Origin of the sequence: Vibrio sp. 10N.222.49.C12 (assembly GCF_041475025.1) — a bacterium.
Taxonomy (GTDB): domain Bacteria; phylum Pseudomonadota; class Gammaproteobacteria; order Enterobacterales; family Vibrionaceae; genus Vibrio; species Vibrio crassostreae_C.
In genome coordinates this window covers 1-22,874 of the sequence record NZ_JBFRVF010000039.1, presented here as the reverse complement: position 1 = coordinate 22,874, position 22,874 = coordinate 1, and the positions used below count along the sequence as shown (strand labels likewise).

Annotated in this window: 20 protein-coding genes and 1 pseudogene; 20 read left to right on the top strand and 1 reads right to left on the bottom strand. The window is 46.1% G+C overall.

Features of this window, described 5'->3' with window-relative positions; all coding sequences use genetic code 11:
- The 18 genes and pseudogenes from bamB (at position 1) to ureG (ending at position 17,709) form a co-directional block, all read left to right on the top strand.
- The gene (gene bamB / locus AB4583_RS13420; protein ID WP_017062512.1) at positions 1 to 1,161 is read left to right on the top strand and encodes an outer membrane protein assembly factor BamB; all 1,161 of its coding nucleotides are present in this window, start codon (positions 1 to 3) and stop codon (positions 1,159 to 1,161) included.
- 158 nt (positions 1,162 to 1,319) lie between these two features.
- Positions 1,320 to 2,801, top strand: coding sequence for a ribosome biogenesis GTPase Der (gene der / locus AB4583_RS13415; RefSeq protein ID WP_372117714.1), 1,482 nt, complete (start codon positions 1,320 to 1,322; stop codon positions 2,799 to 2,801).
- A 131-nt stretch (positions 2,802 to 2,932) separates the two neighbouring features.
- On the top strand, positions 2,933 to 3,835 hold the full coding sequence (locus AB4583_RS13410; RefSeq protein WP_372117712.1) for an alanyl-tRNA editing protein: 903 nt from the start codon (positions 2,933 to 2,935) through the stop codon (positions 3,833 to 3,835).
- Between the two features lie 289 nt (positions 3,836 to 4,124).
- Positions 4,125 to 5,065, top strand: a pseudogene (locus AB4583_RS13405) (sensor domain-containing diguanylate cyclase).
- 84 nt (positions 5,066 to 5,149) lie between these two features.
- A complete protein-coding gene (locus AB4583_RS13400) occupies positions 5,150 to 5,377 on the top strand; it encodes a zinc ribbon domain-containing protein (RefSeq protein WP_017056199.1) in 228 nt (75 codons plus the stop codon).
- A 294-nt stretch (positions 5,378 to 5,671) separates the two neighbouring features.
- Positions 5,672 to 6,958 carry an urea ABC transporter substrate-binding protein gene (gene urtA, locus AB4583_RS13395; RefSeq protein ID WP_372117709.1) on the top strand — a complete coding sequence of 429 codons (1,287 nt, stop codon included), beginning with the start codon at positions 5,672 to 5,674 and terminating at the stop codon, positions 6,956 to 6,958.
- Between the two features lie 160 nt (positions 6,959 to 7,118).
- Positions 7,119 to 8,747 carry an urea ABC transporter permease subunit UrtB gene (gene urtB, locus AB4583_RS13390; RefSeq protein WP_372117707.1) on the top strand — a complete coding sequence of 543 codons (1,629 nt, stop codon included), beginning with the start codon at positions 7,119 to 7,121 and terminating at the stop codon, positions 8,745 to 8,747.
- 10 nt (positions 8,748 to 8,757) lie between these two features.
- Complete coding sequence (urtC, locus tag AB4583_RS13385) at positions 8,758 to 9,930, top strand: urea ABC transporter permease subunit UrtC (protein ID WP_372117704.1); 1,173 nt, start codon at positions 8,758 to 8,760, stop codon at positions 9,928 to 9,930.
- On the top strand, positions 9,927 to 10,769 hold the full coding sequence (gene urtD, locus AB4583_RS13380; RefSeq protein WP_017062506.1) for an urea ABC transporter ATP-binding protein UrtD: 843 nt from the start codon (positions 9,927 to 9,929) through the stop codon (positions 10,767 to 10,769). Before urtC ends, urtD begins: the two co-directional genes overlap by 4 nt.
- A gap of 1 nt (position 10,770) precedes the next feature.
- Positions 10,771 to 11,466: an urea ABC transporter ATP-binding subunit UrtE gene (gene urtE, locus AB4583_RS13375; protein WP_017062505.1), complete on the top strand. Its 696-nt coding sequence runs from the start codon at positions 10,771 to 10,773 to the stop codon at positions 11,464 to 11,466.
- Positions 11,463 to 12,410 carry an urease accessory protein UreD gene (locus AB4583_RS13370; protein WP_372117701.1) on the top strand — a complete coding sequence of 316 codons (948 nt, stop codon included), beginning with the start codon at positions 11,463 to 11,465 and terminating at the stop codon, positions 12,408 to 12,410. The genes urtE and AB4583_RS13370 overlap by 4 nt, the downstream gene beginning before the upstream one ends.
- Before the next feature lie 133 nt (positions 12,411 to 12,543).
- Positions 12,544 to 12,846, top strand: a complete 303-nt coding sequence (gene ureA / locus AB4583_RS13365; protein WP_004735119.1) for an urease subunit gamma — start codon at positions 12,544 to 12,546, stop codon at positions 12,844 to 12,846.
- 11 nt (positions 12,847 to 12,857) lie between these two features.
- The gene (locus AB4583_RS13360; RefSeq protein WP_017069302.1) at positions 12,858 to 13,193 is read left to right on the top strand and encodes an urease subunit beta; all 336 of its coding nucleotides are present in this window, start codon (positions 12,858 to 12,860) and stop codon (positions 13,191 to 13,193) included.
- Positions 13,194 to 13,233: 40 nt separating this feature from the next.
- On the top strand, positions 13,234 to 14,937 hold the full coding sequence (gene ureC / locus AB4583_RS13355) for an urease subunit alpha (protein WP_372117698.1): 1,704 nt from the start codon (positions 13,234 to 13,236) through the stop codon (positions 14,935 to 14,937).
- 77 nt (positions 14,938 to 15,014) lie between these two features.
- On the top strand, positions 15,015 to 15,467 hold the full coding sequence (gene ureE / locus AB4583_RS13350; protein ID WP_017062501.1) for an urease accessory protein UreE: 453 nt from the start codon (positions 15,015 to 15,017) through the stop codon (positions 15,465 to 15,467).
- Positions 15,468 to 15,702: 235 nt separating this feature from the next.
- The gene (locus AB4583_RS13345; protein WP_372117695.1) at positions 15,703 to 16,299 is read left to right on the top strand and encodes a HupE/UreJ family protein; all 597 of its coding nucleotides are present in this window, start codon (positions 15,703 to 15,705) and stop codon (positions 16,297 to 16,299) included.
- 42 nt (positions 16,300 to 16,341) lie between these two features.
- Positions 16,342 to 17,022 (top strand): urease accessory protein UreF, encoded by a 681-nt coding sequence (locus AB4583_RS13340; protein WP_372117692.1) that lies wholly within the window; start codon positions 16,342 to 16,344, stop codon positions 17,020 to 17,022.
- Positions 17,023 to 17,070: 48 nt separating this feature from the next.
- The gene (ureG, locus tag AB4583_RS13335; protein WP_017062498.1) at positions 17,071 to 17,709 is read left to right on the top strand and encodes an urease accessory protein UreG; all 639 of its coding nucleotides are present in this window, start codon (positions 17,071 to 17,073) and stop codon (positions 17,707 to 17,709) included.
- A 93-nt stretch (positions 17,710 to 17,802) separates the two neighbouring features.
- On the opposite strand, the gene xseA is transcribed toward ureG, so the two are convergent.
- Entirely contained in the window at positions 17,803 to 19,149 is a 1,347-nt protein-coding gene (gene xseA, locus AB4583_RS13330) for an exodeoxyribonuclease VII large subunit (RefSeq protein ID WP_372117689.1), read from the bottom strand.
- A gap of 244 nt (positions 19,150 to 19,393) precedes the next feature.
- Here xseA and guaB point away from each other — a divergent pair, with 244 nt between their 5' ends.
- Together guaB and guaA are read left to right on the top strand one after the other, a co-directional pair.
- Positions 19,394 to 20,857, top strand: a complete 1,464-nt coding sequence (gene guaB / locus AB4583_RS13325; RefSeq protein ID WP_017062496.1) for an IMP dehydrogenase — start codon at positions 19,394 to 19,396, stop codon at positions 20,855 to 20,857.
- A 378-nt stretch (positions 20,858 to 21,235) separates the two neighbouring features.
- Positions 21,236 to 22,789: a glutamine-hydrolyzing GMP synthase gene (guaA, locus tag AB4583_RS13320; RefSeq protein ID WP_017059729.1), complete on the top strand. Its 1,554-nt coding sequence runs from the start codon at positions 21,236 to 21,238 to the stop codon at positions 22,787 to 22,789.
- The last annotated feature ends 85 nt before the right edge of the window (positions 22,790 to 22,874 follow it).

The following is a 22,874-nucleotide window of genomic DNA, read 5'->3' as shown; positions in this document are numbered from 1 at the left end:
ATGAAGAAGATGTTTCCAAAAGCGGCGTTGTGTGCGATTGCTCTTGGCCTACTAGCTGGCTGTGCGGGTGAAGAAGACACCGTAATCATGGCTCCAGTCCCAACGGTAAACAGCGAGTTCACTCCTAGTCAGGAATGGTCTACGTCGGTTGGTGATGGTGTTGGTCACTACTTTTCAAAACTAACGCCAGAATTGGCTTACGACAAAGTGTTTGTTGCAAGCCGTGAAGGTATGGTTAAAGCGCTTGATCCTGATACAGGTAAAGCGCTGTGGAAAGTCGATCTTGAGAAAGACGTATTGGCTCGTTTATCGGGTGGCTTAACGGCGGCTTACGGTAAAGTTTTTGTTGGTTCTGAAAATGGCGAAGTGATCGCACTGGAAGAATCGACCGGTGAAGAGCTGTGGCGTGTATCAGTCAATGGCGAGGTGCTTGCATCCCCAGCAACTGATAGCAACATGGTCATTGTTCATACCAGTCGCGGTATGTTGATCGCGTTAGATCAAGCAAGCGGTGAACAAAAATGGACCATCAGTACGGAAGTACCAAGCCTAACACTGCGTGGCGATAGCTCGCCTGTTGCAGTTTCTGGTGGTGTATTCTGGGGTACAGCAAATGGTCGTCTAGCTGCGGCTATCGTTGATCGTGGTCAGCTTATTTGGCAACAGCCAGTAGGCACACCAAAAGGTGCAACGGAAATTGATCGTTTGGTTGATGTTGATGCATCTCCAATTGTTCTTGGTGGCACCCTGTATACCGTAGGTATCAATGGTCAGCTGATTGCTATCGACCTTCGTTCTGGTAAGCCAATTTGGAAACGTAACTACTCATCAGCGATTGATTTAGCAAGTGATGGTAGCCGTTTGTTCGTTGTTACCGACAAAGACCATGTGGTTGCGGTTGATGCGCGTAGTGGTACTGAACTGTGGAGCACTCCATTGTTAGAAAACCGCTTACTGACAGCACCTGCTATTATTAATGGTTATGTAGTCGTGGGTGATACTGAAGGTTATCTGCACTGGTTGGATCGTTCATCGGGTGAGTTTGTTGCTCAACAGCTTGTCGATGATAGCGGCTTTGCGGTTGCACCAATTGAACTGCCTGAAGGCTACTTAGTGACGACTCGCAATGGCGATGTAAAGAAACTAACGATTAGCCAATAAAAGCGTGATATAATTCACAGTCGGCTCCTGGTTGGTAACAGCCAGGAGCCGTTTTGTTGTTAAAAATTAATAAACCGTGTGGTTATAGGTAAGAGTTTAAACTTGCGAACAAGTGCTTACCTATAACTACATTTAGAGAAGAAATTGTAGAGGTTGTTATGGTACCTGTTGTTGCTCTAGTAGGGCGTCCGAACGTAGGTAAATCTACGTTATTTAACCGATTGACTCGAACTCGTGATGCATTGGTTGCGGATTTCCCTGGCTTAACGCGTGACCGTAAATACGGTCATGCTCATTTTAGCGAGCATGACTTTATTGTTATTGACACTGGCGGTATCGACGGTACTGAAGAAGGTGTTGAAACTAAAATGGCTGAACAGTCGCTAGCGGCGATTGATGAAGCTGATGTCGTTCTATTTATGGTAGATGGCCGTGCGGGTCTAACACCTTCAGACGTGGCGATTGCTAAGCACCTACGTCAACTAGAAAAGCCTTCAATGCTAGTAGTAAACAAGGTTGATGGTATCGACCCTGATGCTGCAAGTGCTGACTTCTGGCAACTAGGTGTAGAAGACATGTACCAAATCGCTGCGGCGCATGGTCGTGGTGTTACTGCGCTTATTGACCTTGCTCTTAACCCATTCGCAGAAGCGCTAAAAGCTGAGAATGGCGAAGTAAGCGACTTAACTGAGTTTGAAGACGAAGAAGAAGAGCAGGTTGAATTGACAGAAGAAGAAGCTGAAGCAGAATTCAAGCGTCTTCAAGATCAACCGATCAAACTAGCGATCATTGGCCGTCCTAACGTAGGTAAATCAACGCTAACGAACCGTATTCTTGGTGAAGAGCGTGTGGTTGTTTACGATATGCCAGGTACGACTCGTGACTCTATCTACATCCCAATGCAGCGTGACGAGCGTGAATACGTTCTAATCGATACTGCGGGTGTTCGTCGTCGTAAAAACATCAACGAAACGGTAGAGAAGTTCTCAGTGGTTAAAACACTGAAAGCGATTGAAGATGCTAACGTTGTATTGCTGCTTATCGATGCTCGCGAAAACATCTCTGATCAAGATCTAAGCTTGCTAGGCTTTGCGTTGAACGCTGGTCGTTCAATTGTTATTGCCGTAAACAAGTGGGATGGCCTAGATAACGACGTTAAAGAACGCGTTAAGAAAGAGCTAGACCGTCGCTTAGGCTTCGTTGATTTCGCACGTATTCACTTTATCTCTGCACTTCACGGTACAGGTGTTGGTCACTTGTTTGAGTCTGTACAAGAAGCTTACAAGTCAGCGACTACTCGTGTTGGTACTTCTGTGCTAACTCGTATCATGAAGATGGCGACTGATGATCACCAACCGCCTATGGTTCGTGGCCGTCGTGTGAAACTGAAATACGCGCACGCTGGTGGCTACAACCCACCGATTATCGTTATCCACGGCAACCAAGTTCGTAACTTGCCAGATTCATATAAACGATTCTTGATGAACTACTACCGTCGTTCACTAGAAATCATGGGTACACCTATTCGCATTCAATTCCAGAACAGCGAGAACCCATTTGAAGCTAAGACTAACAAGCTGACAATTTCTCAAGAACGTAAACGTAAACGTATGATGAGCATGGTTAAAGGTCGTAAGTAAACCTTTCCAATAGATTTGATACCCGAGCCTGTCTCGGGTATTTTTTTAAGCAAAATTCACGTTAAGCCATAACAATACGTTTTTATCATCATGGCTTAACGAATCAGACTAGATTCCAGAAGAAGAACGATATGACTACTAGCGATTTGATTACACCTGTGTCAGCAATCACACCAACCATCACTCAATTTTGTCATCAGGCTTGGCAGCTCAATGCTAAAGCGCAGTACGTTGAAAGCGATGACAGCAAAACTTACCTGATCACCGACGTGACACCCTTCCACCCAGTGAGTCATATTTGGCCCGATCACCCTGCAGACCAAGGCTTTGTGAATGTTGGTGACGTGCAATTTCCCGTTGAAGACTGCCTTGTTGGTGCTATAGAACAATCTACTGGCAAGCTTCATATCGCAGCAGATATCCCTGTTAAACGTGATACGGAAGGGTGGGCGTTTGTTGTTGTCCACCAGCTACCTACATCTGCTTCTATGATTAAGGTTAACGACGAAGTCGTGTTGTCGGTTGATAAAGAGTACCAAGCCAGTTTGAGCCGTGGTCACAGTGCTGGTCACATCGCTTTCCTAGCCTTGAATAAAGTATTGGCTGAAAGCTACTGGCGTAAAGATGCGGACAGAAAAGATCCGCTTGGCAGTTACGACTTTAATAGCTACGCACAAGTGACGAGCTTTGTGACTCCAGAGCTGTGTACCGATAAGTATCGCTTAGGCAAAACCCTGAAGAAGCGTGGTTTGAACGTTGCAGATATGCTAGCAAGTCTTGATGACATCGAAGCTGATATCAACCAAATGATTGCGGGCTGGTTTGCAGAGCCGACGCCAGTTGCAATGCGACTGGAAGGCGAAGCATTAACAGACTCTCGCTATTGGGAATGGCAGTTGGATGCCGACACTTTAGTGTCTATTCCGTGTGGTGGTACTCACATTGAGAACACCTCAGAACTTAAGGCATTATCCGTTAAGTTAACCCAGTTAGATGACCAGCATATTGAAATGCTGACGCATGTAATTCGATGATCTAGACTACAGATCGAAATGGCTTGTGCTGTTTGTTTTGTTTTTGCATGTAACTTTTAATATAAATAACTGTTTAAAATTGAAATGCAGCACATGTAACTTATGCTTTCGGTGTGTGGTGATATAAATATTCTTTTTGGGGTAGATCGCTGATCAAAATAGATAAAGCGAAAGATCAACCTATGATCTTCGATTGTGTGTCGTACTAATTTAGTGTGCTATTATTAACCAATAACAAGCTTGCATAAGAACAAGCTGTACCCGATTACACAATTGAAAGCCTTAGTGAATGGAACAACAATTTTTATTAGAAGGTCATCGAGCCGTCAATAGTTTGCTGCGGAAGCTTGCGCTTGGGATGGATCGCAAAGATTTAAATCACAAGATTATTCAGCTTACCGAGCAGCGCATGGCTTCAATTTTACTGCTCAACTCAGAGTCTAAACGTTACACCTTGAGTATGCCCCAAACCTGCCTGATTTTTACAATCAACAGATTGAAGGGATAGGAATTGGTGCGGGGATAGGCTCTTGTGGCGAGGCAGCTGCGCTTAAGAAAGCAGTGATGGTCTCCAACATAAATGCACACCCAAACTGGGCACCTTTTCTGGTCTTAACCAATCAAGCGAATTTACATGCCTGTTGGTCGGTCCCTATTATCTCGTCGCGCGGTAATGTGTTGGTTACCTTCGCTATTTATAGCCAGTACATCTCTGAACCACATGAATTTGAGCTCGAGATCTTAGAGCTACTGGCTTCCCTGTATTCGGTAGCACTAGAGAAGTTTGAGCTGGAGAACCAGCTAAACTTTTTCGCTAATCGAGATTCTTTAACCCATTGCTTGAATCGTCGCGCATTGTTTAATGAAGCGGAGAAAGTGTTGGCCAAGCGATGCTTTTCTGAAAAGGTGATGGCGTGTTTGTTTGTTGATGTCGATAAGTTCAAATCGATAAATGATACCTATGGCCACAGTTTCGGTGACGATGTGCTGTTGGCGGTTGCCGAAGTTCTTGATGAGGCAACCACAGCATGTGCCAAGATAGGCCGTTATGGTGGCGATGAGTTTGTGGTGTTCTCTTGCTTTGATGATCAAGAAAGCGTTGTTAGCTTCTACCACAGCTTAGAGAAAGCACTGCAACAAGCGCTTTATATCAATGATGTGCAGTTCTCAGTGAGTGTTGGGTTGTCTTGTGACAAAGATCCTCAAGGATTAGACCAGTTGATCGCATAAGCTGATAAGAACATGTACCAAATCAAGCAAGCGAAGTCTCAGCGGTAGTAGATTGTAAAAATAGTAGTGAATTAGGAAATGCTAATGAGTGAAAATATCTGCCCTAAGTGCCAGTCTGAGCTAGCTTGGGATGGCAAGTATCATTGTGAAAGTTGTCAGGCTCACTTTACTAAAGTTGGGTTTTGCCCTGAGTGCAGCAGCCAACTTGAGAAGCTTCAAGCCTGTGGTGCGGCGAGCTATTTTTGCAACGGTGATTGCAACGAGTTGAAATCAAAGTCGAGAGTAAAATTCGAATTTCAACCTGCGGAATAGCCTTAAACTACATGGTTTGAACGACCATCGGTGATGTTATACCAGAGACTCAATACTAAAGTGTTGGGTCTTTTTTGTATCTGAAGAACAGGAATGTGTCATCTTGGTTCATTCCCACCGTCACTGCACCAGTATGAAACATAGTTACATGATTGCTATGCACTCTATTGGTGTGAGTTTCTTTTAAATTCTATTAATACAATTACTTATAAACAATTTCGTTGGTTTATAAGTTTGGCACTCTTCTTGTAACTCTGTAATTGAATAACAAAAATACAATTATGGAGTAATATCATGAACAAGGTGTTCAATTTATCGCTAGCTGCACTGTGTACAACACTTTCATTTTCTTCTGCAACAGTGTTTGCTGCTGATGAGACCATCAAGGTCGGTGTTCTACACTCACTCTCTGGCACCATGGCGATCAGTGAGACAACGCTAAAAGATACCGTGCTAATGCTCATCGAAGAGCAGAACAAAAAGGGTGGTTTGCTTGGTAAGAAGCTAGAGCCTGTCGTGGTTGACCCTGCGTCAAACTGGCCGCTATTTGCTGAGAAAGCGCGTGAGCTTATCGAAAAAGAGAAAGTGGATGTGGTGTTCGGTGGTTGGACGTCGGTATCACGTAAATCCATGCTACCTGTCTTTGAAGAACTCAACAGCATCCTTTTCTACCCAGTACAGTATGAAGGTGAAGAGTCTTCTAAAAACGTTTTCTACACCGGTGCCGCGCCAAACCAACAAGCGATCCCAGCAGTGGATTACTTGATGGAAGCGCTTGAAGTCGAGCGCTGGGTACTTGCAGGTACCGATTACGTTTATCCACGTACAACCAATAAGATCTTAGAAGCCTACCTAAAAGATAAAGGTGTCGCAGAAGAAGACATCATGATCAACTACACGCCATTTGGTCACTCTGATTGGCAATCTATCGTTTCAGACATCAAAAAGTTCGGTGAAGCTGGCAAGAAAACCGCTGTGGTTTCTACTGTAAACGGCGATGCGAACGTACCTTTCTATAAAGAGCTAGGCGCTCAAGGCATTTCATCTGAAGACATCCCAGTTATTGCATTCTCTGTTGGTGAAGAAGAACTGTCAGGCATGGACACAGAACCATTGGTTGGTCATCTAGCGGCATGGAACTACTTCATGAGTGTTGATACTGAAGCTAATGAAGAGTTCGTTGAAACGTGGCAGTCGTTCATCAAGAGTGAAAAGCGTGTCACCAATGACCCAATGGAAGCGCACTATGTTGGCTTCAATATGTGGGCTCAAGCGGTCACTAATGCGGGCACAACCGATCCTGAATCTGTGCAAGATGCCTTGATTGGCGTGTCTGTACCTAACCTTTCTGGCGGCTACTCTACCATGCTGCCAAACCACCACATTACTAAACCAGTCCTGATCGGTGAAATCCAAGACGATGGTCAATTCGATATCGTTTGGGAAACCACTGGACTAGTGGCGGGTGATGCTTGGTCGAGTTACTTACCTGAATCGGCAAAACTGTTCTCTAGCTGGTCGAAGCCATTCTCATGTGGTGCGTTTAACGTCGAAACGAAGAAGTGTTCTGGCGGTAACTAGATCGTCAATTCAGGAATATTGAGCCTTCCGGTTTGGGAAGAACGCGTCTGTTTAACGGGCGAAGCGAACGGAAGGCTCATCGTTTCAGGTAACAACCACTATCCACACATCCTCCAAGTAAAAATAACAATATCTAACTTGGTTGGTTAAGGAAGCAGGGATGAAAAACGTATTAAACGTATTTAAAGTGCTGTTGCTCATGGCAGTCAGTGCTCAGTTGGCTTTTGCTGGAATAACGGATGAAGCTAGCTTTACCAAGGCGCTAGTTGGTAAGAAAACATCGGATAAAGAATTAGCTATCGATTGGGTGATTGAGACGCAAACGGGAGACGTGTCGAAAGCTATTTTAGATGGCTGGTTAAACGGAAACCTTTACTACTTCAATGAGAAACAGAGCGAGCAGTATAAACAGCTCTACCTCATTCAAAGTATCAAAACAGCGACGTCAGCTCAGTCAGTATGGGATGATTCAACGCTTAATATCGAGAATGCGAGACAGTTTAAAAAGGTTCGTGTGAATAACAAACTTCGCGGGATATTACGCGGGGAAATAGCCTCGATTGGACTGAACAGCGGCAACCCTGATGTGCGTTATAAGGCGGTTTTGGATTTGTTAGGAACCAAAGACGCTGACATTATCGAACGACTAACTGAACTCAGAGCCAATGAATCAGATGGCAAAGTAGCTGAGCTAATGGATTTGTCGTTAGCGATTGCCACTTCTCTTAATAACAGTGCCACCATTGAAGATCGTGTGGCTTCAATTGAACGAGTTGGCGACTTCAAACACTCGGTCGTTCTGAAAACACTGAACCAACTACTGAACAGTGAGCAAGATCCAAGCATTACCGCTGCAGCAGAACGTGCGATGGATAGCTATCAACAAAGCCAAGCACTCTATTCGGGTGTAGAAACAGTATTCTTCGGTTTGAGTTTAGGCTCGGTATTGGTACTGGCAGGCATTGGCTTAGCGATTACCTTTGGTGTGATGGGCGTTATCAACATGGCTCATGGCGAGCTGATCATGATTGGCGCTTACACCACCTACGTATTGCAGTTGTTGATGCCGAATCATATTGGCCTAGCGCTGATACTTTCCATTCCAGCGGCATTCATTGTTTCTGGCTTAGTGGGCATTGCGATTGAGCGAAGTGTGATTCGTCATCTTTATGGTCGCCCATTGGAAACCTTACTCTCGACCTTTGGTATTAGCTTAATCTTGCAGCAGGCTGTTCGTTCTATTTTCTCTCCTTTGAACCGCTCAGTGAGCACGCCTGAATGGATGTCTGGAGCACTTCAATTAAACCCAATGTTGTCCCTGACCTACAACCGCCTTTACATCATTCTCTTCTGTGGTTTGGTGTTTATGGGCTTATTAATGGTTCTGAAAAAGACACCACTAGGTTTGCAGGTTCGTGCGGTTTCTCAAAACCGTGGCATGGCTCGTGCGATGGGTATTCGTTCAGAGCGAGTTGATGCGATGACCTTCGGTTTAGGCTCTGGCGTTGCGGGTGTTGCAGGCGTGGCACTGTCTCAACTGACCAACGTTGGCCCTAATATGGGACAGGCGTACATCATCGACTCATTCATGGTGGTGGTATTCGGCGGTGTTGGCAACCTATGGGGCACGCTAGTCGCAGGCTTAAGCCTTGGTCTGTTCAATAAAATTTTAGAACCATGGGCTGGTGCGGTTCTCGCCAAGATTCTGGTACTGGTTTTCATCATTCTATTTATTCAAAAACGCCCACGCGGACTCTTCCCGCAACGTGGTCGTGCGGCTGAAGGTTAAGGACAACATCATGCAGTCAAAATCATTTGTACTTTCGGCAATGCGTGGTGACAAAGGTGGCCAACTGACCATCCTTGCCATTCTAGCGGCCGTTATTCTTATCCCACTGGCTAACACCATGTTACCAAGTGGGCACCCGCTCCATGTAGAGACTTTTACTATCTCGCTGATGGGCAAATATCTGAGCTACGCAATGTTGGCGTTGGCGCTCGATCTGGTGTGGGGCTATCTCGGAATCTTGAGCCTTGGCCACGGTGCTTTCTTTGCGCTTGGTGGTTATGCGATGGGCATGTACTTGATGCATCAGATTGGTGACCGTGGGGTTTATGGTGATCCAGTCTTACCAGATTTCATGGTGTTCCTTGATTGGTCTGCGTTGCCGTGGTTTTGGCAGGGCTTTGACCAGTTCTGGTTTGCTTGCCTGATGGTGGTGCTAGTGCCGGGCGCATTGGCTTACTTGTTCGGTTATTTAGCTTTCCGCTCTCGTGTGTCCGGGGTGTATCTTTCTATCATGACTCAGGCATTAACTTACGCATTGATGCTGGCATTTTTCCGCAACGAAATGGGCTTTGGTGGCAACAACGGACTGACGGATTTCAAAGACATCATCGGTCTGAGTTTGCAGAGTGATGCGGTCAAGATAGGACTGTTTGTCGCGACTGGTATTGCGCTCATTCTCAGCTACATAGCTTGTCGCATGGTGGTGACCAGTCGATTAGGTCGTGTGGCATTAGCGATTCGTGATACGGAATCACGCACTCGCTTTATGGGCTATGACGTCGATGGCATCAAGCTGTGGGTCTTCGTTCTTTCTGCGGTTATCGCCGGTATTGCCGGGGCTTTATATGTCCCTCAAGTGGGTATTATCAATCCGGGAGAATTTGCTCCTCTTAACTCGATTGAGATTGTGGTTTGGGTAGCCTTAGGCGGTCGTGCCACTCTGTTTGGTGCCATTGTCGGTGCATTGATCATCAACTACGCCAAGAGTTGGTTTACGGTTGAGTTCCCGGAGGTGTGGCTGTTTGCTCTGGGTGGACTATTCGTACTCTCAACCATGTACTTCCCAAAAGGTGTGATTGGCTTTGTCAGTGAAAAGTGGCAGCAGCTGCGCAAGGCATCAAATGGGAAAAACCAAGATAAAGATAAGGAAGATCAGCACAAGGCCAAGGAGGTGATCGCATGACCACATTTAATAGCGTAAAGGAATCGGTTCAGGCGTTCACTCGTCGAGACGAAGTCTTTGATTACCTCAAACCCGATATTCATCCTGCCATCGATACTCGACATAACGTGCTGTTGTATGTCGAAGGCGTCAACAAAAGCTTCGATGGTTTCCAAGCGATAAACGACCTCAACCTCTACATCAAAGAGGGAGAGCTACGCTGTATCATAGGTCCTAATGGCGCAGGTAAAACCACCATGATGGACATTATCACAGGTAAAACTAAGCCAGACACCGGCGAGGTGTGGTTGGGTTCGAACATCAACTTATTGAAGATGAACGAAGCCGAAATCGCCAATGCAGGCGTTGGGCGTAAATTCCAAAAACCGACCGTGATTGAGTGTTTAACTGTGTGGCAGAACCTTGAATTAGCCATGGCCGGTGACCGCTCAGTGTGGGCGACGTTCACCGCTGTGATGTCTGGTGAACAGAAAGACAAATTAACCTCGGTACTTGAGCTGATTCATTTAAAAGACGAAGCGGCGAATTTGGCAGGTAACCTGTCTCACGGACAAAAGCAGTGGTTAGAGATCGGCATGCTATTGATGCAAAACCCTAAGCTGTTGCTGGTGGATGAACCCGTGGCAGGTATGACTCACCAAGAAATGGACCGCACCTCTGAACTTCTTAACTCGCTAGCAGGTAAGCACTCGGTGGTTGTAGTTGAACACGATATGGATTTCGTTCGTTCGATTGCTAGCCACGTCACCGTGCTTCATCAAGGTCACGTGTTGGCAGAAGGCACCATGGATCAAGTGCAGGCTCACCCTGAAGTTAAACAAGTTTATCTCGGAGAATAGGATGTTAGAGGTTAAATCAGTTAATCAATATTACGGTGAGAGCCACACGCTGTGGGATTTGGATATGCAGATCCCAGAAGGTAAATGCACGGTGCTAATGGGGCGAAACGGTGTCGGTAAAACGACGTTGCTGCAATGCATTATGGGGTTGGTGAAGGTTGAAAGCGGTGACATTTCCTTATCGGGTGAGTCACTTTTGAAAACCGATGCCGAGGACCGTCCACGCCAAGGGATCGGCTATGTACCGCAAGGTCGCCAGATCTTCCCAATGCTCACTGTTCAAGAAAATCTAGAGGTCGGTTTACCGATTCGTAAAAAGGGTGACCGCAAGATCCCTGAATTCATCTTCGATATTTTCCCAGTGTTAAAAGAGATGCTACATCGTCGCGGTGGTGATTTATCGGGTGGCCAGCAGCAACAGCTAGCGATTGGGCGTGCGCTGGTGGTTAATCCAAAGCTATTGATCTTGGATGAGCCGACGGAGGGTATTCAACCCAATATTGTGCAAGAGATTGGCGACATCATTCGCATGCTCAACGAGAAAATGGGGCTCACGGTTCTGTTGGTTGAACAGAAGCTGCCGTTTGCAAGAAAGGTCGGTGACCGTTTTTGCATTATCGACCGTGGACGCCAAGTGGCAGAAGGTGAAATGACAGGGCTCGATGAGTCCTTGATAAAGGAGTACCTAACCGTATGAATTATCTCTTTTCTCCGAATGAAGTAAGCAAGGTTTCTTTAGTAGAAGCTTTATCTTTGAATGAGACCATCGAACAAGATATTCGTGATGGTTGGCAAGCGAGTTTAAACCTCACCTTTGTCGATCGAGGTGATAAAACCGTATTAAAGAATCGTCAGCAGTCTGGTCCGCTTGCGGTGCAACGCCCCCTGTATCCTGATGGGGAAACGTGTCACACCTACTTACTCCATCCCCCCGGCGGAGTGGTAGGTGGTGACACTCTCAATATTAACGTGAATCTTGAGCACGGTGCTCACGCGTTGATTACCACACCCGGTGCGACCAAGTTTTATCGCTCAAACAACAAGTACGCCAAGCAGAAGCAGACCCTACGAGTGAAGAAAGATGCACGCTTGGAATGGATGCCGCAAGAGAACATCTTTTTCCCGAATGCACACGTTCGTTTAGATACTGAAATTCGCCTAGAAAAGGGTGCACAGTTTTGGGGTTGGGAGATGCACTGTTTTGGACGCCCTGCACAGAATGAGGGATTCGAGCATGGTCATCTCGTTGGGAAAACAGAAATCTATCTTGATAATCAAAGGCTTCTGACTGAAGGCTTTAATTTTCATGGTGGCGATAAGTTAATGATAAATATGGGGTTACTTGATTATTCAATGATGGGAACCTTTTATATCACCTCAAATGAGAAGCAAGATCTAGAGTTGGTACAGAGCTTGCTCATATCTATTACACAGCAAGCTTCACAGCAATCAGTTACATCAAAAACGTCGAGTGAACCCACATTAATATTGGGTGCTACTCAGATAGAAGGATTGATTGTGGTGCGAGCCTTGGGTAATTGGAGTGAAGATATCCTCCAAGCCTTTGGTCAGATTTGGCAAGCAACTCGCTCTCATTTATGTGGTACGACTCCTGATTTACCAAGGATTTGGGCGACTTAGCGATTAGCCCTATTTGTACCGAGGGCGACTTCCGGCCCTCGGTACATTTTTTCAAGCTTGCTGTGATTGAATCCCACTTACTGCTCATGCGTTTCTGAGCAATAAGAAAACAACACTAACAGCGGGCAGCTAAATGGAATTAACACCAAGAGAAAAAGATAAGCTACTTATCTTCTGCGCAGGAATGCTGGCACAGCAGCGTAAACAGAAAGGCTTAAAACTCAACTACCCAGAATCTATTGCTCTGATCAGCAGTGCCATTCTTGAAGGTGCCCGTGAGGGGAAAACCGTTTCGGAATTGATGGATTTTGGACGCACACTGCTTACCGTCGATGACGTTATGGAGGGGATCCCTTCCATGATCCCAGATGTACAAGTCGAAGCGACTTTTCCCGATGGCACCAAGTTGGTGACCGTTCATGAACCTATCGTGTAGGGAGAAGAAATATGGCTGGATCCACCAAACAATATTCAGGCTTAGTGCCCGGAAAAGTAGAAACCGCTCCCGGTGATATCACTCTAAACGAAGGCCGAGACACGACGTCCGTAAAGGTTCAAAATATAGGCGACCGTCCCGTGCAAATCGGCTCTCATTACCACTTCTATGAAGCAAACCCTTCGCTGATCTTTGACCGAGAAGCCACTAAAGGCTTTCGACTCAATATCCCTGCGGGCACCGCTACCCGTTTTGAACCGGGTCAGTCACGTAGCGTCGAGTTAGTGCGTTATGCCGGTAAGTTAGAGATTTATGGCTTCCAAGGAAAGGTGATGGGCAAGCTCTAAGCGCTCCCATAGAAAGAATTAAAACAACAAAGGATTGATCATGGCGACGATATCCAAACAGGCTTATGCCGAAATGTTTGGGCCTACAGTCGGTGACCGAGTGCGTCTTGCTGACACTGATTTATGGCTAGAAGTTGAAAAGGATTACACCGTATACGGTGATGAAGTGAAATTCGGCGGCGGCAAAGTTATCCGTGATGGACAAGGGCAAAGCCAACGTCCAAGTGCCGAAACTCCAGATTTGGTGATCACTAACGCGATTGTGTTGGATTACTGGGGCATCGTAAAAGCCGATGTCGCAGTCAAAGATGGTCGAGTTCAGGCATTGGGCAAAGCGGGCAACCCAGATGTTCAACCGGGCGTTGATATTGTGATTGGCCCGGGCACGGAAATTTTAGCAGGCGAAGGTTCAATCTTGACTGCTGGTGGTATTGATTCACACATTCATTTTATTTGCCCACAACAGATTGAAGAAGCACTGGCGTCGGGTGTGACAACCATGATCGGCGGTGGCACGGGTCCAAATACGGGCACCAACGCAACCACATGTACACCGGGTCCGTGGAACATGCATCGTATGTTGGAATCACTCGATCAATTCCCAATGAACTTTGGTTTGTTAGGAAAGGGCAATGCCAGTCAGCCTGAAGCACTGCGTGAGCAAGTAGCAGCGGGTGCTGTTGGCTTGAAGTTGCACGAAGACTGGGGAACAACACCCGCGTCAATTGATACTTGCTTAAGTGTTGCCGATGAGATGGACGTACAAGTTGCAATTCACACCGATACGCTGAATGAGTCGGGTTTTGTTGAATCAACACTTGGCGCAATTGGCGACCGAGTGATTCATACCTACCACACTGAAGGTGCGGGTGGCGGCCATGCTCCCGATATTATCCGTGCGGCAGGTGAGCCGAACGTTCTGCCTTCTTCAACCAACCCGACCCGACCTTACACCGTCAATACGGTAGATGAGCACTTAGACATGTTGATGGTGTGTCATCACCTTTCACCATCAATTGCAGAAGATGTCGCGTTTGCGGAATCTCGTATCCGCCGTGAAACCATTGCCGCAGAAGACATTCTTCATGATTTAGGTGCGTTCTCGATGATCGCCTCGGATTCTCAAGCTATGGGACGAGTAGGCGAGGTAGTAACACGTACTTGGCAAACCGCGCACAAGATGAAAGTTCAGCGCGGTAGCTTAAAAGAAGATTCAGACTACAGCGATAACTTCCGTTTAAGACGTTATGTCGCTAAGTACACCATCAACCCTGCGATCACTCATGGTATGTCTCATGAAATCGGTTCGATCGAAGCCGGGAAATTAGCTGACCTAGTTCTATGGAAGCCAGCCTTCTTTGGCGTGAAACCAAGCGTGATTTTGAAAGGCGGCATGATCGCCATGGCGCCGATGGGTGACCCAAACGCTTCAATCCCAACACCTCAGCCAGTTCACTATCGCTCGATGTTTGGTAGCTACGGCAAGGCGTGTCAGAACACATCAATGCTGTTTGTCTCTAAAGAAGCCAAGGCGCAGAACATCGACAAGCAATTGGGTCTGCAGAGCTTGATTGGTGTTGTGAGCAACTGCCGAAACATCAGCAAAGCCGACATGAAGCTCAATGATTGGATGCCGAAGATTGAAGTCGACTCTCAGACGTACCAAGTGCGCGCCGATGGTGAACTACTCACGTGTGAGCCTGCAGAAGAGCTGCCAATGGCTCAGCGGTACTTTCTATTCTAAGCCTTTGACTAAAGAATCTTATTTTAGTGACCCTATTTTGAACGTTATAAATCTCACAAGGAGATTGAGGTAATAGCATGATTGAACTGACTCAACTGAATACTCAAATACAAAATGCACCGGACGGCTACTTAAGCCTGCCGATCGATAGCCGCATTAAGAGCCGTCTTAAGGTGATGCTCGATGACGGGCGCAATGCCGGACTGTTTCTACCACGAGGTCATATCTTGCGTGGTGGCGAACAACTCTCAAGTAAATGCGGTTTAGTCGTAGAAGTGAAAGCGGCACCAGAAACCGTTTCGACTGTTTACTGTGAAGACTTGCTCCTGTTAACGCGAGTGGCGTATCACCTTGGTAACCGTCATGTTCCGCTGCAAGTGGAAGCGGGTTGGGTTCGTTATCAACACGACCATGTTTTAGATGAAATGGTTGAAGGCTTAGGCGCGAAAGTGACCACTGAGAAACAACCGTTTGAACCAGAAGGCGGTGCTTATGGCGGTCGCTCTGGTGGACATCATCACCATCATTAATCGAGTCATTGATGACTCACTAAACGATTTATATAACAACGATATTAATAACAATAATACCAATCACAGTAAGTAAGTGATCAACAATAGCGCAGAAAAAAGGCTTGAGAACAAGGCATAATTTTTCGATAAGTAGTTATTCTACAATCAAAAATTATAACGCAGTTATCGAGCATTTTAGCAAGCTAGGGTGAGCAATTATTTACTACGATTGGTATAAAGCAAGGAACTCGCGATGAACTTTAAAACAGCTGCAGGCTTATGCACTTTCACAATAGCTTCTCTAACAACATCAACGATGGCTTTCGCTCACCCAGGACATGGGGCGCATTCAGTTCATGAGTCTCACTCGTTTATGTCTGGCTTAACTCACCCTGTGACTGGCATGGATCATCTGATCATGCTGATCGCTTTCGGTTTATTAATTGGCGCACTGTCATTTTCCACCAAGACAAAAGCAGCTCTGATTGGCGGTGGATTGGTGTCTTTAGTGGTAGGGCTTATCGCAGGCCAAGCCCTAGGTTTCTCTGTGATTGTTGAGCCTGCCATTATCGCTTCTCTGTTTGTCGTCAGCTTATGTTTATGGCATGTATTCTCACCATCAACCAAGCGTGTAAACAGCGTATTAGTTGCTTCGATTGCTATGTTGTTTTTCCATGGTTACGCACACGGCGTTGAAGCGGCAAGTAACCTAACTCAGTTTGCAACTGGCATGAGCATCACTGCTTTGGCTTTGATGGTTATCGGTGCTTTTGTTGGCCGCGCGGTTTACTCAAAATGGATGTCGGTTGGTGTGGCTTCAGCAAGCGCACTATTACTGTTAGGCGCGTAAGCTCTCGAACTTATTTGATTCTAGAAGACTGAGGGCACGGTTATGACCACAACAGAAAATGTCGCCATCTATCGCCTGTTTCAATTGATCAGTCCGTCATTGCCGATTGGTGGGTTCACTTACTCGCAGGGTTTAGAGTTAGCGGTTGAAGCGGGTTGGGTGACCGATCGCAACAGCATGGAACAGTGGCTCAACACCATCGTCAACTCCAGTGTCGCGACCTTGGAATTGCCTATATTAGAGCGTCTTTACCACGCTCTAGAAAAGGGTGAACTCGATGAGATTGAGCACTGGTGTAATTACCTGTACTCAAGCCGTGAAACCAGTGAATTGCGAGCGGAAGAGAAACAGCGTGGGCAAGCATTGAATACTTTGTTGAAGCGCTTAGATATCGATATTTCACAGGTAGACTCTGTTGATAGTCACCCAAACCAATTGTTGGGCATGTGTATGGCGGCTCAGCATTGGGGCATTGATTTAGAAAACCTCAAGCAAGGTTACTTATGGAGCTGGCTTGAAAATATCGTTACCGCAGGCGTGAAACTGGTGCCTTTAGGTCAAACCGACGGGCAGTTGGCATTGATTAATATCACCAACACCTTTCCTGAGGTGATCGAAAAGGCCCACGCGATAGAAGATTGGATGGTAGGCAGTTTTTCGCCATCAATGGCATTAGCAAGCTCACTGCACGAAACACAATACACGAGACTATTTCGTTCGTAGCGGTCAGCGCGAACGAGGTAGCAAGAAAAGAATATAAGGAAGTAGACAATGGAAAGTTATAAGCAACCCCTTCGAATTGGTATTGGCGGCCCGGTAGGGTCTGGTAAAACAGCGTTGTTAGAGGTGCTGTGTAAAGCAATTCGAGACAAGCTGAATATTGCAGTGGTAACTAACGACATCTACACTCAAGAAGATGCCAAGATACTTACGCGAGCAGAGGCTCTAGAACCAGATCGTATCATCGGTGTTGAAACGGGCGGTTGCCCGCATACTGCGATTCGTGAAGATGCGTCGATGAACCTAGCGGCCGTTGAAGAGCTGGCTAAGCTGCACAAAAACCTCGATGTGGTATTCGTCGAAAGCGGTGGTGATAACTTGAGTGCGACGTTCAGCCCTGAATTAGCCGATCTTACCATCTACGTGATTGATGTAGCGGAGGGGGAGAAGATCCCACGTAAAGGTGGTCCGGGTATTACACGATCCGATCTGTTAGTCATCAACAAGATCGATTTAGCACCGTATGTTGGCGCGTCACTTGAAGTGATGGAGCAAGACACACAACGCATGCGTCCAACCAAGCCATACGTGTTCACCAACCTCAAAGAGAGCCAAGGGCTAGACTTCATCATCAACTTTATTGTGACTGAAGGGATGCTAACCATGAAGGAGCCTTCTACTACTGAGTAGGGTTGGAATAGGTTAGTTTTTTGAAAGCGTTAGATACTAAAAAGCCCTGTCGATTATCGATAGGGCTTTCTGGTTTGAAACGTTAGGTCGAACTTAAAGCTCGCTCTTAGTCACTCTTGTGGTCACTTGCGACTCAATCACACCGTCTTCAACTTGAGTGGTGATCACTTCACCGACTTCGACATCGTTAATCGATGATACCGTCTTGCTCGATTCTGAATGAGTAATGCTGTAGCCACGCTTTAGGGTTGCCAGTGGACTAACGGTCTCTAACTTCTCTGCAGCCATAGCGAGCTGGTGGCGAGTGGTTAGTAATGTCTTGTCCATTGCATCCAATAGCTTTTGCTCTGAACGTTGCAGATGCAGTTTCTGTTCGCCAAGGCGTTTCACTGGCGAGTTCAATTGAAGCTGGTGCTGTTTACGTTCAACACGCTGTGCATGCTGTTTTAGGTATTGAGTCATACCACGACGCAAACGCATATCTAGGTCATCAAGCTGCTGACTCTGCTTTTGAAGTTGGTAGCTAGGGTGTTGCTTCTCTATGCGGTATTTCAACGTTTGAGTTGATTGCGCCTGTTTGATTAACACATGACGAATCGCACTGACTAAGCGAGCACGTTTAGACGCGAAAGCTTGTTCTTTATGACTGTTATCACGGCTAACCAATTCTGCGGCAGCTGATGGCGTTGGGGCACGCATATCGGCAACGAAATCAGCGATAGTGACATCCACTTCGTGGCCAACGGCGCTGATAATCGGGATTTGGCTTGCTGCGATTGTGCGAGCTACGATCTCGTTATTGAAGCACCATAGGTCTTCCAGTGAGCCGCCACCACGGCCCACGATCAACACATCACACTCATTGCGTTCGTTAGCTCGTCCAATCGCTTGAGCAATCTGAATTGCCGCCTCTTCGCCTTGAACCATGGTCGGGTAAACCACAACAGGCAATGAAGGATCGCGTCTTTTCAGTACATCAAGAATATCAAACAGCGCAGCGCCCGTTTTTGAGGTGATAACGCCAACGCGCTTTGGGTGTTCAGGAAGTGGTTGCTTACTCGATTGAGCAAACAGGCCTTCTGCGGCAAGGTTCATCTTCAGTTTTTCAAACTCTTGCTGAAGCTTACCGTCACCCTCTGGCTGCATGCTTTCGATGATCAGTTGATAATCACCACGTGGCTCATAAAGAGACAGGCGAGCTTTGACTAGAACTTGATTACCATTCTGGGGCTTAAAGGTGACACGGCGGTTATTGCCACGAAACATGGCGCACTTAACTTGAGCGCGAGAGTCTTTAAGCGTGAGGTACCAGTGACCAGATACAGGTGCAGAGAAGTTTGAGATTTCACCAACGAGCCAGACTATTCCCATTTCGTTTTCTAATAGGAGACGAACCTCTGAGTTGAGGCGAGAAACAGTAAAGATGTTTGGATTAGTCATAGAAGCACTATCTTTCCTTGAAGGAAGGTCTTTCTTGGAATCTCACAGGGCGTGAGTATGGAAGATAGCGGCAATATAATACATAGCAAGGGGGTAAATGCAAATTAAAAATACAAAAATGTGTAGCCAAGCGATTTCGCCGTGCGTATAATCCGTCTGCAATATCAAATCCAAATCACTTTATTATGCGAAACGATAAAGTTGGGTTTACTCCTTTTAACACCTTTGTTGTGAGATATTGCAAATGCTACGAATCGCAAAAGAAGCTTTAACTTTTGATGACGTTTTACTCGTCCCAGCACACTCAACCGTTCTTCCGAACACAGCTGATCTTCGCACTCAGTTAACGAAAAACATTTCTTTAAACATCCCAATGATCTCTGCATCGATGGATACTGTTACGGAAGCACGCCTAGCAATTGCCCTTGCGCAAGAAGGTGGTATTGGCTTTATTCATAAGAATATGTCAATCGAGCAGCAAGCTGAAATGGTTCGCCAGGTTAAAATTTACGAAGCTGGTGTGGTTTCTCACCCAGTAACTGTAAGCCCTGACGCGACAATCGCTGATGTTGTAGCCCTTACTCAAAAACACGGCTTCGCCGGTTTCCCTGTTGTTACTGAAACAAACGAATTGGTTGGTATCATTACTGGCCGTGACGTTCGCTTTGTTACTGACCTTTCTAAGAAAGTTGATGTAGTAATGACGCCTAAAGCTCGCCTTGCTTCTGTTAAAGAAGGTGCAACTCGTGAAGAAGTTCAAGAGAAAATGCACGAAGCGCGTGTTGAAAAAGTTCTTGTTGTAAATGATGACTTCCAACTGACTGGAATGATCACTGCAAAAGATTTCCACAAAGCAGAACGTAAACCAAACGCATGTAAAGATGAGCGCGGCAGCCTACGTGTAGGTGCAGCTGTTGGTGCTGGTGCTGGTAACGAAGAGCGTGTTGCTGCTCTAGTTGAAGCTGGCGTAGACGTTCTACTTATCGACTCTTCACACGGTCACTCTGAAGGCGTACTTAACCGTATCCGCGAAACTCGCGCTGCATACCCTGATCTACAAATCATCGGTGGTAACGTAGCAACTGGTGCTGGCGCACGTGCTCTTATCGAAGCGGGTGTTAGTGCAGTTAAAGTTGGTATCGGCCCAGGTTCAATCTGTACGACTCGTATCGTTACTGGTGTTGGTGTTCCTCAAGTAACAGCAATCGCAGACGCAGCGGAAGTTGCAAACGAATACGGTATTCCAGTAATCGCAGATGGCGGTATCCGCTTCTCTGGCGATATCTGTAAAGCTATCGTTGCTGGCGCATCTTGTGTGATGGTTGGTTCAATGTTCGCGGGTACTGAAGAAGCACCGGGTGAAGTTATTCTTTACAACGGTCGTTCTTACAAGTCTTACCGTGGTATGGGTTCTCTTGGCGCTATGTCTCAAGGCTCTTCTGACCGTTACTTCCAATCTGACAACGCTGCAGACAAGCTTGTTCCAGAAGGTATTGAAGGTCGTATCGCATACAAAGGTCGTCTAAAAGAGATCGTTCACCAACAGATGGGCGGTCTACGCTCAAGCATGGGCCTAACGGGTTCTGCAACTGTTGAAGACATGCGTACTAAAGCTGAGTTTGTTCGTATCTCTGGTGCGGGCATGAAAGAATCTCACGTACACGATGTTCAAATCACGAAAGAAGCACCTAACTACCGTTTAGGTTAATAATACGTCCAAACGTTTGAATAATGTGCTGATTTAGTCGGCACATTAATATACCAATCGTAGTAAATAACTGGTCATCCTAGCTTGTTAAAAACCTCGATAACTTCGTTAGAATTTTTGATTGTAGAATAACTACTTATCAGAACTCTTTGTCGAATAGAGCAGCCTCGTTCTCAGGCTTTTTTCCTACGCTATTCCTGAACACTTACTTACTGTGATTGGTATTATATCTACCGCCTGTTTTGTTAAAAGTCCGATTGTCTCAAAACACGTGGTTAAAGATATCTAACGAAAACGTTTGCTTTATTTCTTGAAGAGTTAATCAGAGGTGAGTAAACTCACCTCCGTTTTATCACATAGCCAATAAGACTGCTTACAATGACTAAAAATATTCATGACCAACGTATTCTAATTCTAGACTTCGGTTCTCAATACACACAGCTAGTAGCTCGTCGTATTCGTGAGATCGGTGTTTACTGTGAACTTTGGAGCTGGGACGTAGAAGAAGCGGATATTCGTGAATTCAATCCAGACGGCATCATCCTATCTGGTGGTCCTGAAAGTGTAACGGAGGAGAACTCTCCACGTGCACCTCAGTACGTATTTGATTCAGGTGTTCCTGTATTCGGTATCTGCTACGGCATGCAAACTATGGCTGAGCAACTTGGCGGTAAAGTAGCAACGTCTACTGAGCGCGAGTTCGGCTACGCAGCGGTACAAGTGACTGGCGAATCTGCACTTTTCGCTGACCTTGAGTCTACTCAAGATGTTTGGATGAGCCACGGCGACAAAGTAGTTGAGATTCCAGCTGATTTCACAAAGATCGCTGAAACAGACACTTGCCCATACGCTGCAATGGCAAACGAAGAGAAGAAGTACTTCGGTGTTCAATTCCACCCAGAAGTAACACACACTAAAAACGGCCTGAAAATGCTTGAGAACTTCGTTCTTAACGTATGTGGTTGTGAAGGTCTGTGGACTTCAGCTTCAATCATTGAAGATGCAGTTGCACGTATTAAAGAACAAGTAGGTGACGACGAAGTTATCCTTGGTCTTTCTGGTGGTGTTGATTCATCTGTAGTTGCGATGCTTGCTCACCGCGCTATCGGCGACAAACTAACATGTGTATTTGTTGATAACGGCCTTCTTCGTCTAAACGAAGCTGAGCAAGTTATGGATATGTTTGGTGACCAGTTCGGCCTAAACATCATCAAAGTCGATGCAGAAGATCGTTTCCTTAAAGCTCTGGAAGGCGAAGCTGAACCAGAAGCTAAGCGTAAAATCATCGGTCACGTATTCGTAGATATCTTCGATGAAGAGTCTAAGAAACTATCTAATGCTAAATGGCTTGCTCAGGGTACTATCTACCCAGACGTAATCGAGTCTGCTGCATCTAAGACAGGTAAAGCACACGTAATCAAATCTCACCACAACGTTGGTGGCCTTCCTGATGATATGGAAATGGGTCTTGTTGAACCTCTACGTGAGCTGTTTAAAGATGAAGTACGTAAGATCGGCCTTGAGCTTGGTCTTCCATACAACATGCTTTACCGCCACCCATTCCCGGGTCCTGGTCTAGGTGTTCGTGTTCTTGGCGAAATCAAGAAAGAGTACTGTGATCTACTGCGTCGCGCAGATGCTATTTTCATTGAAGAGCTTCACGCTGCTGACCTTTACCACAAAGTATCTCAAGCATTCACGGTATTCCTACCAGTACGTTCAGTTGGCGTAATGGGCGATGGCCGTAAGTACGATTGGGTTGTATCTCTACGTGCCGTAGAAACTATCGACTTCATGACTGCTCACTGGGCACACCTACCATACGACTTCCTAGGTAAGGTTTCTAACCGTATTATCAACGAAGTTAACGGCATTTCACGTGTTGTTTACGATATTTCTGGTAAGCCACCAGCAACTATCGAGTGGGAATAATCTCTTAGAGATTTAACCAGCTTTGATTAAGATCTTAAGCCTCGAACTCAGTTCGGGGCTTTTTTCTTGTGCGCCGAGCATGGCG

Bases quoted from the DNA above. Each gene is read 5' to 3' on its own strand.
- bamB (WP_017062512.1), top strand. From the start codon at position 1: ATGAAGAAGATGTTTCCAAAAGCGGCGTTGTGTGCGATTGCTCTTGGC.
- xseA (WP_372117689.1), bottom strand. From the start codon at position 19,149: ATGACTAATCCAAACATCTTTACTGTTTCTCGCCTCAACTCAGAGGTT.
- AB4583_RS13345 (WP_372117695.1), top strand. From the start codon at position 15,703: ATGAACTTTAAAACAGCTGCAGGCTTATGCACTTTCACAATAGCTTCT.
- urtA (WP_372117709.1), top strand. From the start codon at position 5,672: ATGAACAAGGTGTTCAATTTATCGCTAGCTGCACTGTGTACAACACTT.
- ureC (WP_372117698.1), top strand. From the start codon at position 13,234: ATGGCGACGATATCCAAACAGGCTTATGCCGAAATGTTTGGGCCTACA.
- urtB (WP_372117707.1), top strand. From the start codon at position 7,119: ATGAAAAACGTATTAAACGTATTTAAAGTGCTGTTGCTCATGGCAGTC.
- AB4583_RS13360 (WP_017069302.1), top strand. From the start codon at position 12,858: ATGGCTGGATCCACCAAACAATATTCAGGCTTAGTGCCCGGAAAAGTA.
- urtD (WP_017062506.1), top strand. From the start codon at position 9,927: ATGACCACATTTAATAGCGTAAAGGAATCGGTTCAGGCGTTCACTCGT.
- ureG (WP_017062498.1), top strand. From the start codon at position 17,071: ATGGAAAGTTATAAGCAACCCCTTCGAATTGGTATTGGCGGCCCGGTA.
- guaA (WP_017059729.1), top strand. From the start codon at position 21,236: ATGACTAAAAATATTCATGACCAACGTATTCTAATTCTAGACTTCGGT.
- AB4583_RS13340 (WP_372117692.1), top strand. From the start codon at position 16,342: ATGACCACAACAGAAAATGTCGCCATCTATCGCCTGTTTCAATTGATC.
- AB4583_RS13370 (WP_372117701.1), top strand. From the start codon at position 11,463: ATGAATTATCTCTTTTCTCCGAATGAAGTAAGCAAGGTTTCTTTAGTA.
- ureA (WP_004735119.1), top strand. From the start codon at position 12,544: ATGGAATTAACACCAAGAGAAAAAGATAAGCTACTTATCTTCTGCGCA.
- der (WP_372117714.1), top strand. From the start codon at position 1,320: ATGGTACCTGTTGTTGCTCTAGTAGGGCGTCCGAACGTAGGTAAATCT.
- urtE (WP_017062505.1), top strand. From the start codon at position 10,771: ATGTTAGAGGTTAAATCAGTTAATCAATATTACGGTGAGAGCCACACG.
- urtC (WP_372117704.1), top strand. From the start codon at position 8,758: ATGCAGTCAAAATCATTTGTACTTTCGGCAATGCGTGGTGACAAAGGT.
- AB4583_RS13410 (WP_372117712.1), top strand. From the start codon at position 2,933: ATGACTACTAGCGATTTGATTACACCTGTGTCAGCAATCACACCAACC.
- ureE (WP_017062501.1), top strand. From the start codon at position 15,015: ATGATTGAACTGACTCAACTGAATACTCAAATACAAAATGCACCGGAC.
- guaB (WP_017062496.1), top strand. From the start codon at position 19,394: ATGCTACGAATCGCAAAAGAAGCTTTAACTTTTGATGACGTTTTACTC.
- AB4583_RS13400 (WP_017056199.1), top strand. From the start codon at position 5,150: ATGAGTGAAAATATCTGCCCTAAGTGCCAGTCTGAGCTAGCTTGGGAT.